11 protein-coding genes are annotated in these 12,933 nt (G+C 44.3%); 3 read left to right on the forward strand and 8 right to left on the reverse strand.

Translation table 11 applies throughout. The annotated features are described in order from the left end of the window. Positions 1–66: 66 nt before the first annotated feature. Complete coding sequence (gene gshA / locus ACMCM8_RS11150; protein ID WP_412727698.1) at positions 67–1,665, reverse strand: glutamate--cysteine ligase; 1,599 nt, start codon at positions 1,663–1,665, stop codon at positions 67–69. Positions 1,666–1,739: 74 nt separating this feature from the next. After that, positions 1,740–4,586, reverse strand: a complete 2,847-nt coding sequence (locus ACMCM8_RS11155; RefSeq protein ID WP_412722695.1) for a M16 family metallopeptidase — start codon at positions 4,584–4,586, stop codon at positions 1,740–1,742. A gap of 210 nt (positions 4,587–4,796) precedes the next feature. Here ACMCM8_RS11155 and ACMCM8_RS11160 point away from each other — a divergent pair, with 210 nt between their 5' ends. From ACMCM8_RS11160 to ACMCM8_RS11170, 3 genes are read left to right on the forward strand one after another with little or no spacing between them, the layout of a single operon-like run. Beyond that, positions 4,797–5,360: an Hpt domain-containing protein gene (locus ACMCM8_RS11160; protein ID WP_412722696.1), complete on the forward strand. Its 564-nt coding sequence runs from the start codon at positions 4,797–4,799 to the stop codon at positions 5,358–5,360. 3 nt (positions 5,361–5,363) lie between these two features. Further along, positions 5,364–6,206, forward strand: coding sequence for a pseudouridine synthase (locus ACMCM8_RS11165; protein ID WP_412722697.1), 843 nt, complete (start codon positions 5,364–5,366; stop codon positions 6,204–6,206). A 3-nt stretch (positions 6,207–6,209) separates the two neighbouring features. Further along, positions 6,210–7,124, forward strand: a complete 915-nt coding sequence (locus ACMCM8_RS11170; protein WP_412722698.1) for a ketopantoate reductase family protein — start codon at positions 6,210–6,212, stop codon at positions 7,122–7,124. A gap of 18 nt (positions 7,125–7,142) precedes the next feature. On the opposite strand, the gene lysS is transcribed toward ACMCM8_RS11170, so the two are convergent. The 6 genes from lysS to ACMCM8_RS11200 all read right to left on the reverse strand — a co-directional run bounded on the left by lysS (position 7,143) and on the right by ACMCM8_RS11200 (position 12,929). After that, the gene (gene lysS / locus ACMCM8_RS11175; RefSeq protein WP_412722699.1) at positions 7,143–8,711 is read right to left on the reverse strand and encodes a lysine--tRNA ligase; all 1,569 of its coding nucleotides are present in this window, start codon (positions 8,709–8,711) and stop codon (positions 7,143–7,145) included. A 24-nt stretch (positions 8,712–8,735) separates the two neighbouring features. Next, positions 8,736–9,834, reverse strand: a protein-coding gene (prfB, locus tag ACMCM8_RS11180) for a peptide chain release factor 2 (RefSeq protein WP_412722700.1) whose coding sequence is annotated in 2 segments (ribosomal slippage) — positions 8,736–9,758 and positions 9,760–9,834 — 1,098 coding nt in all. Because the reading frame shifts where the segments join, the coding sequence is not laid out codon by codon here. Between the two features lie 237 nt (positions 9,835–10,071). After that, a complete protein-coding gene (locus ACMCM8_RS11185; RefSeq protein ID WP_412722701.1) occupies positions 10,072–10,509 on the reverse strand; it encodes a DUF2177 family protein in 438 nt (145 codons plus the stop codon). Positions 10,510–10,752: 243 nt separating this feature from the next. Beyond that, complete coding sequence (locus ACMCM8_RS11190; protein WP_412722702.1) at positions 10,753–11,865, reverse strand: nucleotidyltransferase family protein; 1,113 nt, start codon at positions 11,863–11,865, stop codon at positions 10,753–10,755. After that, on the reverse strand, positions 11,849–12,727 hold the full coding sequence (locus tag ACMCM8_RS11195; protein ID WP_412722703.1) for an HprK-related kinase A: 879 nt from the start codon (positions 12,725–12,727) through the stop codon (positions 11,849–11,851). The genes ACMCM8_RS11190 and ACMCM8_RS11195 overlap by 17 nt, the downstream gene beginning before the upstream one ends. Next, entirely contained in the window at positions 12,717–12,929 is a 213-nt protein-coding gene (locus ACMCM8_RS11200) for a hypothetical protein (protein ID WP_412722704.1), read from the reverse strand. The genes ACMCM8_RS11195 and ACMCM8_RS11200 overlap by 11 nt, the downstream gene beginning before the upstream one ends. Positions 12,930–12,933 lie beyond the last annotated feature (4 nt).

The raw sequence follows: 12,933 nt of genomic DNA on the forward strand, positions 1-12,933 counted from the left end.
GCTTGTCTTAATTAATGTTCTAGTAAAATGTGTGTTTCCCTGGAACCTTTCTATGCCTGACCAATGTCAGGCATTTTTTTTGGCTGCTGGTTCTGCAAAGTAGTCACGGATAAAAGAATCAAAGTCTTTGGTATCAGAGTCTTCTATTGCTTTTTGTGCACTGAACGACGCCTCCGCTTGTACGTTAAAACCTTCCGCATCAGTATATGTATAAGGAAACCCTTTCATCTCTTGTTGATAAGTTCGCGCAAGCTCTAGGCCAAGCACGCCATTGTCTTTGTTTTCTTCCAAAAGCATTTTCAACAGTTTACCGGAAGGGGTTAACTCCGGATTACCCACCTTTTCATATTCCGTGGTCACAGCCAACGTATAGCGTTGAGTTTCATTAGCGCTATCCAGTAACAATGCCGCTTGTTTAAAATAAACAAACAAGGTCTCACACCACTCAACTAATGAAACATCAGCACCATTATTGCTAAGTTTCAAAGCGGGATCCCGTCCTTCTAATACGACCTTATTCATATTTTGCTTTGCTTCGCTCAGCTGAGCTTCATCCAACTCAGCACTTGGCATCAGTAGACAAGCTAATAAGAACACATCAAGAAAATCAAATTGCGTCTCGCTAATACCAATTGCAGAGAATGGATTGACGTCTAGTGCGCGAACCTCGATGTAGTTAACACCGCGACGAACCAAAGCGTCAGTAGGCTTTTCCATTGAGCGAGTAGGCTGTTTTGGACGAATCGGAGAATAGAGCTCATTTTCAATTTGAATGATGTTTCGGCTAAGTTGCTGGTAGTTACCTTCTTCTCCCGCAGCATACTGACTAAATCGCGTTGACGGCGTTGTCATTGCCGTTCGCAAAAGACGGACGTAATTGTCTAACTGGTTATAGCAAATTTTTAACGACGCCTGTTCCGCACTGGTATACCCCAGATCACTCATCCGCAAAGAAGTAGCATAAGGCATATAGACGGTGCCTTTACCCACCTTTTTAAACGGTAAAGCGTGTTGCTTTCCTTTTAAAAATGAACTACATAGCGCAGGAGAAGCACCATAAAGATACGGTATTAACCAACAAAAACGACGATAATTTCTAATCAGAGCAAAATAATCTGCAGAGGTTTGTGCTTGAGAATGAACATTGCCATTTAACTCCGCCCACAATTTCCAAAAACTATCGGGTAAAGAAAAATTAAAATGCACTCCGGCAATGGCTTGCATCATGCTGCCATAGCGATTTTTAAGCCCAATGCGGTAGACGCGTTTCATCTTACCCACATTCGATTCGCCAAAATAGGCAATGGGAATATGTGCTTCATCTTCAATAAAGCAAGGCATACTGAGAGGCCAGATCTGCTCATTACCGATGTTGTCACTAACATACCGATGAATATCTTTTAATTGAGATACCGTCTTTGCAGCACTGTTCTCAGGTGGGGTAATGAATTCAAGCAGTGATTCTGAAAAGTCAGTGGTAATGGATTCGTGGGTTAACGCCGATCCTAACGGTTTGGGATGTGGCGTTTGTGCTAACGTACCATTCGGATTTATACGAAGGGCCTCTCGCTCAACACCGCGTTTTATATCTTTTAGCGCAGTCAAAAACTCTGGAGACTTTAGCGCTTCTATTCGCGCCTCGAAACGGGATGAGTTTGCAGTCAAAATGATGGTCCGTTTTGTCATTATTGCCCCCTGTTATGGGGGGCAATAGTGTAAATTCAACAATAATCAATCTATCAGTTTAACGTTTCTCGTGTATTGCTCTCTACTGATAACTCGATAATTGGCATTGATAACGCGTTTAACTGAGGCAATAAGGTGGCTTTATCCCCTACTACAATAATTTGCATCTTCTCCAGATTCAAATATTCTCTAGCTAGCCTGTTAATGGTCTTTTTATCAATACTGTTAATGATGCTCACTTGCTCTTTTCGATATTCTTTATCCAAATCGTAGCTCAGGAGCTGCCGTAAAAACCGCGCTTTACTGGTCGGCGTTTCGAAGGCAAGGGCATCGCTAAGCGTAAATGCTTTGCGCATAAACTCCATTTCTGCGTCGGTCACACCGCGTTCGCGATAGGCCTTTATTTCATTAAAAATTTCAGTGATACCCTTTGCGGTATGCTCTGCCGTTATATCTGAGCTGACTTCGAACCAACCTAGTGTTTTTCCTCCAACAAACCCGCTGTTTGCACCGTAAGTAATTCCCTTGTCTTCACGAAGGTTTAAATTAATACGGCTGTTAAAAGCGCCGCCTAGGGGGAAATTCATTAAGCGTGTTTTAAAATGTTCCCCTGTTGCATCATATGGCAAGCTTCTGTCGACAACATATACTACAGATTGCACCGCATCAGGGCTGTCGACTAGAAAGATCGCGTTATTCTCATAGTTGGGAAATGCAGCATAATCTTCAAAGGTATAATCTTCCCCCTGCCAATGAGCCATAAAATCGATAGCGTCTATCATGGCTTGTTTGGGTAAGTTACCGACCACAACAACACTGGCTTTAGCGGGAGAATAGTACTTGTTGTAAAAGTCTTGAATATCTTCCAGTGTAATATTTTGAACAGTGTCGAGGGTGCCTTCATCGGGCAAACTCACTCTGTTATCACTGCCAAATAGAATCAGGTCTCTTGCTCTACGTGCCATACTGGAAGGCGTTTTAGCCTGCTGTTGAAGACCTTGTAAAACCCGTTCTTTCATTCGCGCAAAGTCATCTTCTTTAAAAGCGGGATGAAATAGTTTTTCTTTTAGTAAAGCTAAGGTTTCATCTAAATGTTTAGTCAATGTGGAGACATACACTTGAGAGTAACGTCCCGCAGTACTGAATTGAATAGAACTCCCTAATTTCGCTAATCGATTGGCCATTTCCTCATTGGACAAATGCGTGGTAGTTTCATTCATCATCAAAGCGGTAAGGTAAGCCGTACCGGCCTTTTCTTTGGACTCGAGTAACATTCCTCCGTCCATACCCAACGTCAGTGTTACCGTGGGTGTTTCATCACTGGTTACGCCAAGTACTTCAATACCATTGGTTAAGTTTGCTTCCCAATAATCGGGAACTGATACAACGGGTGCCTCACCTGCCTGAGGCATTTCACTGCGATCAAAACTAGACTCCACAAAAGAAAATTCATCACTGGAGTGATGCACTTCATCATTCGATGGAAGGGCTCGCTCAGGTCGCGCAAAAGTTTGTTCAGCAGCGGCTAATTGCGACTGACCTTTAGGTACAACACTGATTACTACGCGATGCGCTCCTTTAATATACTTGTCATAAACGCGCATCACGTCTTGGGCAGTGACCGCGTTGTATCGAGCAATATCTTCTGCTACCAAATCGGGAGTTTGATGAAAAGTTTGATTAGCCGCTAGCGCCGACACTTTTCCTGCAACGCTTTGCAAACCAAAAACGGTTGTCGCTTCGATCTGCCCCTTAGTGCGATCAAGATCATCCTGAGTCACACCACGGGCTTCGAACTCTTCCAGGGTCGCATCAAGTGCTGCTTGTAAAGTGGCTAACGAAGTGATTTTAGCGGGATTGGCCAGCGCCAAAAGTTGAAATTCACATGCCAGTTCACGACATGGGTGTGAGACCACAGCTTGAACTGCCATGCCTTCTTTGACGAGGTTTTTGTAAAACAACGACGTTTTTCCGCCGCCCAGTATATCCGACAATACATCTAGTGGTGCCTCGTCTTCGTGTCGTGCATACACGCTGGGGTACGTAATCTGAAGTAATGGGAGGTGGACCTTATCTTCCAACGTTACATAACGGGTTTCTTGAAGCGTTACAGGTTGAGGCTGTGGTTCCTCCACTTCTGGCCCTGGGGGAATGTCGCCAAAGTACTTTTGTACCCAGGCTTTCGTTTGTGCTACGTCAATATCACCTCCGATGGTGAGTACCGCATTATTTGGGCCGTACCATCGCTTAAAGAAAGCCTTAAGATCGTTCACGTTAACCCGGTCTAAATCTTCTACATAACCAATAGTTAACCAAGAATAGGGATGCCCCTGTGGGTATAAGGCTTCGCTATTTAATTCAAAGCGTAAACCATATGGTTGATTATCGACGCGCTGCGCCCGTTCATTTTTGACGGTTTCACGCTGGTTCTCAAATTTTTCTTGATCAACCGCTTCAAGCAGAAAACCCATGCGGTCAGACTCTAACCACAATACTTTTTCTAGTTGATTGGCCGGCACCGTTTCAAAATAGTTTGTGCGGTCAGTGTTAGTTGTACCATTGAGATTGCCACCAGCCTCGGTGACAACTTTGAAATGCTGTTCATCTGCTACGTGCTTGGTGCCTTGAAACATCATGTGTTCAAAAAAGTGGGCGAAACCAGATTTGCCAATTTCCTCTCTGGCCGAACCTACGTGATAGGTCACATCCACATGAACCAGAGGATCAGAATGATCTTTGTGAAGAATTACCGTCAAGCCATTCGCTAAGGTATATTTTTCATAGGTAATAGCGACAGCATTGGTGTCAATGGTTTGTTCATTTTGGGGGCGTTGACACGCCGAAATAAAGACAACACTCAATAACAGAGTGACAACCCTAAAAGCCAGCTTTCCTGACATGCTTGTTCCTTTTAATTACTTACCACACTTTTTTGATTATCCACGCTTTCACGTAAATTCATCGACATCGTTCTATTTGCGCGTCAAAAGATTACCAGACTTTTTCGCGCTTTACTTGCACTGACTTTGCTATGATTGTATTAATTTGTGTATTTCTGAAATACACTTGGTAATCTAAAAGAACAATAAATGCGGTTGAAAGGAAACGTGATGGAACAATCGACAACAGTACTTGATCTAGAATTTGGTATGTCTCAGTTAAGCGGTAATAAGAAACTGTTGTTTACATTACTCGGTAAATTTACTGAAGAATATCGCTCTACTGATAGTCAGTTACAAACGTTTGTGGCTAACGGCGATTTCAATGAAGCTTACTCATTAGTGCATACATTAAAAGGTGTAACGGGAAATTTGGGGCTTTTTGCCTTACACCATGCCAGCAAACCTGTTGAAAGTAGTTTTCGCAACGATAAACGCATGCCAGATGAATATGCTAACTTTATTGCCTTATTAGACGAAACCATAGCCACAGTAGACTCACTAAGACAACAATCCAGCGAACAACAAACCAGTGCTCCCCTTGCCAACAGTGCAGCTGCAGAACAAGCAAAGAAGCAATTACTCGCCGCCTTGAAGGCAAGTGAGTTTATTTCACAAGACCGATTAGACGAGTGGTTGGATGCGTTGGCCCTTCCCGATGCTAAGCGCACAGCAATTATGGATGCTGTAGATGAACTTGATTACGAAGAAGCCATAACCGAATTAGAAAAATAGCTAGTGCTCGAAATTCAAATACTTTTTGAAGACGACAATCTGATTGTCGTTAATAAGCCTTCTGGCATTGCTATGCATGACGCTGTAGAGCAAGCTTCTGACGTAGAAGGTACAGAAATAGCAAGTGCTAAGACCTCTCCAGCAAAAACAGACGATGATCCACATTCTTCAGCAAAGAGAAAGCTGGGTATAGTCAGCATACTGAAATCTCAGCTAATGTTATCTAATCTGTATTTGTGTCACAGACTTGATACCGGCACATCAGGGTGTTTATGCCTGGCAAAAAATTCGCATACCGCTGCCCATATTGGTGATTTGTTTGCCACTCGCCAGGTAAATAAATATTACCTGGCTTTAAGTCATGCTAAACCAAAGAAAAAGCAGGGAACCATTATTGGGGACATGAAAAATCGCCGAGGAGGCCAACGAATACTGCTAAAAAGTACAGATAACCCCGCCATCACACAGTTTTTTAGCCAGTCAGTAAAACCCGGTTTAAGAGGATTTGTGGTAAAACCGCATTCGGGTAAAACTCATCAAATTAGGGTGGCCTTAAAAAGTATAGGTGCCCCACTTCTAGGAGACGCGCTGTATGGTGGCGACACAGCTGACCGCCTGTATCTGCACGCTTGGCATTTACATATTCCCTTAGACACTGGCGAAATCGCCGCTTCAGCACCATTATTGGGCGGTAGCGTTTTCACAGAAGCGCCTGTGCAGCAATGGTTTCAAGCGCTAAATAAGCCTCTTAAATACAATTGGCCGACCTTGTCCTCGCGATATACGACTAAGCACAAAGAGGCGGTGCAAGACCGACGTTCCTCTTCTTTTTCGGTAAATGATTAATTCATGGGTGCAACTATACATATTGTTGGGGGAGGTGCTATTGGAAGCTTACTTGCGGCTGGTGCACAACGCCATGGTGTTTCTCACTGTCGTTATCCAAGGGATGTCAACGCGGCTCCTGTGAAGGCAACGTGGATAGACGGTAGCGAATTTAACCTTAGCCCTCCTAATAAGACGCCAAATATACTCAATAAGGATGACGTTCTCGTCCTCCCCTTAAAGGTCTACCAATTACATGATGCCTTACAGGCATGGCAGCCTTTTCTCAAGCGCAGAGCCACAGTCGTACTACTTCACAATGGCATGGGCGGCTACGAAATTGCGCGCAACGTATTACCCGAAGATTACCCACTGTTGTTGGCCACAACCAGTCATGGTGCAATAAAGTATTACGACAGTGTTGGTATTAGCACCGTACGCTACACGGGGCGCGGTATCACCAAAGTAGGAAGCCCCACCAACGCGATAACTAACGCAAAGCAACTAAAAGAAGCAGTTGCGTTACTTGAACGCGTGCTACCACCGGTGGAATATCAACAGGATATCTGGCAAGCCTTGTGGTTAAAACTGGCAGTTAATGCGGTAATTAATCCTATTACTGCACTGTACGACATACAGAATAAGCAGATTGCACAGCCACAATTCGATGAACTGCGTGAGGCTATATGTCACGAATTTACCCTGGTAGCAAACGTCTCAGGACAGAATTTTTGCTCAGCGCATATTCAGCAGGAAGTGTTAAAGGTAGCAAAGGCCACAGGTGAGAACTATTCCAGCATGCACCAGGACGTTGTGCATGGGCGAACTACCGAAATAGAAGCCATCAACGGCTATATAGTTCAAATGGCAAAGAAAAAGGGTATTCACGTTCCCGTGAATACCCTTTTAGTTGAGCGTATAAAGGCGTTAAGTAGCTAACCCTTATTAAAAATTTAGTTACTCTTGCTCACCCGCTTCCTGTGCCTCTTTAGACACTTGCGGTTTCATGTGCGGGAACAAGATAACGTCTTTAATGGTAGAGCTGTCTGTAAATAGCATTGCCAGACGGTCGATACCAATACCTTCACCCGCGGTTGGTGGAAGGCCGTACTCAAGCGCGCGAATGTAGTCGTCGTCAAAGTGCATTGCTTCATCGTCGCCTGCATCTTTTTCTTCAACCTGCTTGGCAAAGCGCTCCGCCTGATCTTCAGGGTCGTTGAGCTCGCTAAAGCCATTAGCCAGTTCACGGCCGCCAACAAAGAACTCGAAACGATCCGTAATAAATGGGTTGTTATCATTGCGACGTGCAAGTGGTGATACTTCCCATGGATACTCAGTGATAAACGTAGGCTGGATAAGCTTCTCTTCCGCTGTCGCTTCAAAGATTTCGCACAAGTATTTACCCGCGCCCCAAATACCGTCGACGTCTGGCTCTTTAATGTGAAGCTGTTTAGCCATCGCTTTAAGCGCGTCAAGGTTGGCTTCTGGATCGCGAATAGCCGCTTCATTAGCTTCCGGCCAGTATTTAAGAATGGCTTCGCCCATACTCAAACGCTCAAACGGCTTACCAAAGTCGTATTCTACTTCACTGGTTACGTTACCTTCAGCGTCTTTCGTGGTATTCGTGATCGTCGTCGTGCCAAGAATATCCTGCGCTAAAGTACGTAGCATGTCTTCAGTTAGGTTCATCAAGTCATTGTAGTCTGCATACGCTTGGTAGAACTCAAGCATAGTGAACTCTGGGTTATGACGGGTTGATAGACCTTCGTTGCGGAAGTTACGGTTAATTTCGAACACGCGCTCAAAACCACCCACAACCAAACGCTTAAGGTAAAGTTCTGGCGCAATACGCAAGAACATCTCAATATCCAACGCATTGTGGTGTGTTACGAATGGTTTGGCTGTCGCACCACCAGGAATAACCTGTAGCATAGGCGTTTCTACTTCCAGGTAGTCACGCTCGGTTAGGTAGTTGCGAATACCGTTTACAATCTTACTGCGGATCATAAAGGTTTTGCGCGTTTGTTCGCTTGTGATCAGGTCGACATAACGCTGGCGATACTTGGTTTCTTGATCGCTCAAACCGTGGAACTTTTCTGGCAATGGACGAAGTGCTTTAGTAAGCAATTCGTATTTTTCCATGTTCACGTAAAGGTCGCCTTTACCTGACTTGTGAAGGTCGCCCGCAACACCAATGATATCACCGATATCCAGCGCACCGTACTTGGCTTTCAGCACCTTTTGCGTATCTTTGTCAGCATAAGCTTGAATACGACCAGTCATGTCTTGTAGTAGCATGAAAGGACCACGCTTGGCCATAATGCGGCCAGCAATGCTTACCTTGTTACCCTGCTCTTGCAAGGTTTCTTTGTCGAGTTCACCGAACTTTGCTTGAAGTTCATCAGCGTAGTTTTCACGACGGAAGCTATTGGGGAAACCGTTTGCACGGCACTGTTCGCGAATCGCGCTTAGCTTTGCACGGCGCTCTGCAATCAATTTGTTATCGTCAGTTTGTTGGTCAGTCATAACCTTGTCACTTCGTTGTTCGGTTTACAGCCCAGATTTCAGGCTGGCTTGAATGAATTTGTCCAAGTCGCCATCTAGAACGGCTTGAGTATTACGTGTTTCCACGCCTGTGCGCAAATCTTTAATGCGAGAGTCATCAAGTACGTAAGAGCGTATCTGACTACCCCAGCCGATATCTGACTTGCTGTCTTCCATCGCTTGTTTTTCGGCGTTTTGTTTTTGCAGTTCAAACTCATAAAGTTTGGCTTTTAACTGCTTCATCGCCTGATCTTTGTTTTTGTGCTGTGAGCGGTCATTTTGACACTGCACCACAATGCCTGTTGGTTCGTGAGTAATACGCACCGCAGAATCAGTTCGGTTTACGTGCTGACCACCCGCGCCCGACGCGCGATATGTATCTATGCGCAAATCAGACGGGTTTATTTCAATATCGATATCGTCGTCAATTTCTGGGTAAACAAACGCTGAAGAAAACGACGTATGACGACGGTTTCCCGAGTCAAACGGCGACTTGCGAACTAAGCGATGTACACCGGTTTCAGTGCGTAGCCAACCAAAAGCATATTCGCCCTGTACGCGAAGGGTGGCACTTTTAATACCGGCAACCTCGCCTTCCGACACTTCAATTAGCTCGGTTTTAAAGCCGTGCGCCTCGCCCCAACGCAAATACATACGCAGAAGCATATTGGCCCAATCTTGAGCTTCTGTGCCGCCAGAGCCCGACTGAATATCGATATAACAATCGTTTTCATCATTTGGACCTGAGAACATACGGCGAAATTCAAGCACTTCTAATTGCTCAATTAAGCCTTCAAGTTCATTTTGAGCCTCAATAAAGGTATCTTCGTCTTCAGCTTCTACCGCCAGCTCGACAAGGCCTTCAACGTCTTCAGCTCCCTGCTCCAAATTCTGAATAGTTTCCACAATTTGCTCAAGGGCCACTTTTTCTTTGCCCAGTGCCTGCGCTCTGTCTGGCTCATTCCAAACGTCAGGACTTTCTAATTCTCGGCTTACTTCTTCTAAACGCTCTGACTTCGCATCAAAGTCAAAGATACCCCCTAAGCGCATCAGTGCGCTCGCGGATATCTTTTATCGCATTGGTAACGGGGTTTATTTCAAACATAGTCCGCTTATTTCATTAAAATTTAAGACCGCGGATAGTACCGAATTTAAAGGAATTTTGATAGTGGTTAACACAAATAAGCCGCATTTGATCGCGATAAATTAGTGTACTCAGAAGATTTACTCAGTCACCGCTCTATTGCGATTATAGCGATGCGAGTTAACGGTGAATTGGCCCATGACATTTGCCCACATTCCCAGCGTTGAGCAATAATATATGTCATGCCGATTGAGCGAGTTATTTCACACGATCTGTGCGTAAGAACTGGAACCCCATCCAGCCAGCTATCGCACTTATTCCTGTTAGAAAAATTCCCCAGGCCCAGTCTATAGCCATAATAAAAAAGCTAAACCCTTCAATAATACTGTAGGCTGTCAGGTTATAGGCACCGTAACTAGCCATGCCTAACAAGGCACCGTCTATACCTGCATAAAGCCAGGGCTTGTCTCTGTTAGCGACGACAGTTAGGACAAAAACTACAACCCCATACATCACATAAAACACAACCCATGGCCACGTGATGAATTGTGACCGAATAAGTGGTGCCATTTCAGTTTGATACCAACCACCTGCAACAACGCCCAGCCATACAAAGTCGAGTAGCGCAAAGCAACTAAAAATGGCGGTTAGTGAAAGAGCGATGCTTTTAGCGTAAAAAATACTTTTTGCGATCATAAACTTATACTTTATCGATACCCAACTAGAATTAGTTGATTGTTATATGTTGCTAGAAAAACTCTAGCAAATCAGCACAACGTAAAGATTAACACCCCACCATTTGGATACGTAATCTCGCTGAATTAAGAACACCCTTGTTGAAATTAACCTGGCGTTTATAACATTGGCCGAATAGCGCTGTGACGTGAATGTCATTGTGACGTTGTTGAGTACGCGAACTCAGACATTCAATGCCAATTTTTAGGCCTGAGTATCTTTTTTATCAATAAATATGTGCTCACCAAATAAGGATTTTGCGATAGCTCGATACACTTTGACGGCAATATGCGAACAGAGCACCCCAATTGGCATTTTCAACCAATGGGCTCTAACTTCAGCCAAAAATTGATACACAGGTAAATTTCCTTCGATGAGATCGCTATGTTTCGGCATGGTGACAGCTTCAAGTAATTTAGCCTCTATATGTGCAACTCCTCTTAACCCCTGGCTTATCTGACGCTGGGCGTCAACTGGCAAGGTAATATCAAAGCGACGGGATAGAATTGAAAAGGCCGTCAAGCACACTTTTTCAAACCCAAATTCCTTAGCTATCGCCATCACATTTTCGAATATAGTGGCTGGCTCTTCATGAGCAATTAGATAAAGATCGGTGATATCTCTAAATGCACTGCTGTTGTCTTCGTTTAAAAGCAGGTGAATTGCGCTGTGATAAAACATGGCGGGCTCAGTCAAAATCGTTAACTCACCCACTTTGTGCGAATAATTGTGAATAAATTTCTCAATATCGAACTTCACCCCAGAGACTGGAGGGATAAAGTTGTGATGAACATCTAAAACCGTCCCTCTTCTATGATGGTAAAGCGGTGGGATTTCGTGAGACCACTCTCTGTAGTAACGTTCGTCGTAATCATCCAGTTCTTTTCCAATCCATCCAAAAATGGTTAAGGTCGACTCTACATCACGTAGATCTTTTTTGGGTACAACTAAATCAATATCAGAATAGAGACGGCCTTTAGATGCAACGTGATCAGCAATGGCATACCCTGCTCCCTTGAGAAACACTAAATAATCGGCTGTAGTTGAAAGGGAAGTTTGCAGCCCCTTCGCTTCTATCACCGCCATTTTATTCTGTTTTTCACTCATTAAGGCCGCATTGGAAAAATGACGACGAGCGTCAGCGGGGATCATCTCAACACTGGCAACTTGCTTAATTCGCTCGTAAAACCGCGCCAGCATTTTTTCTTTGCGCAAGACGAACACCAGAGAATTCCACTCTTTTACATTGAGAGCCTTAAGTAAACTAGGTGTAATAAAAGCGTCAACGATAAACTGTTGGCTAAGGCGAGTTGTCATTTATCACTTCTTCTAAAAACTGTGCGACATCTTGCAAGTTGTCATAGTGTAATTCAAAGCACTGACTGTTTTCTGCAATATTGATGAGGGCATGCACTCCCCCCTTGCCTAGCACGCCATAATTAAACGCGTTGTCAGTCAACCCCTTAAAGCATCCTACTTTATCGATTGAATATACGTCGAATTGTTCAGACGCGGTGTAGCGGGGAAAAATTACGCCAACGACCTTTGCACTTTCTCTTTGCTGTTCGACACTTAATTGAGTAGGTTTTATGTGAATTACGTTACCTTTGTGGGTGTTATACGCGATATCGGAAAAGGCATTGTCTGGGTACCACTGCCGAGAAAGGGTTATAGATTCATTTTTTAAACACAGAGGCTTAACGAAGGGCACAATCTCCCGGGTAAAGGGTTTTATTAACGCCATCTCATCGGATAATAGGCGCCAGCCCTGATGCATTAAGTAGGCAGCTAGCGTGCTCTTACCTGAGCCAGACGATGCGGGAAATAAAATGGCTTTGTCCCCCTTAGCCAATACCGCAGAATGAACAATGAGGTAATTGAACTCCTGTGATGATACTACCCAGTTCAATCCCCACTCAAAAAGCGCGTAACCTTGCGAAGGTTTAAACGGCAAAAACGGTTCGTTACCTTCAAATACAAACCGTGACTGGGGTTTGATGAAATGCCGCAGCCCATTGCCTTCCTGCATGGCCACTCGGTAATCAATATAGCCTTCAAACTGATGAGCAGGCACCAGCCTCTCGTCATACATTGCCACTAAACGATCAGCTAACTCGGCCTTTTGGCATGTCACTGCAAAGGTATAGGGAGCACAATTAAGAACAAATTCACTCTGCACGTCGAATAAAACCGTAATGGAGTAGTTGATCCGCTGTCTCAGGAGCAGCATCAATCTGCAGCTCTTCTTCTTGTTTGATAATATTAACTAAATCACAGGGGACGATTACCGAGGCTTCAGAATCGACATTGTAGAAAAGCACACCGCTTGAGTCAGAAAAAGCGTGTATCTCTACTGACTCATTGGCACAAAAAAGCGTCATCAAT

This window comes from Alteromonas sp. D210916BOD_24 (assembly GCF_047159385.1).
Lineage (GTDB): Bacteria > Pseudomonadota > Gammaproteobacteria > Enterobacterales > Alteromonadaceae > Alteromonas.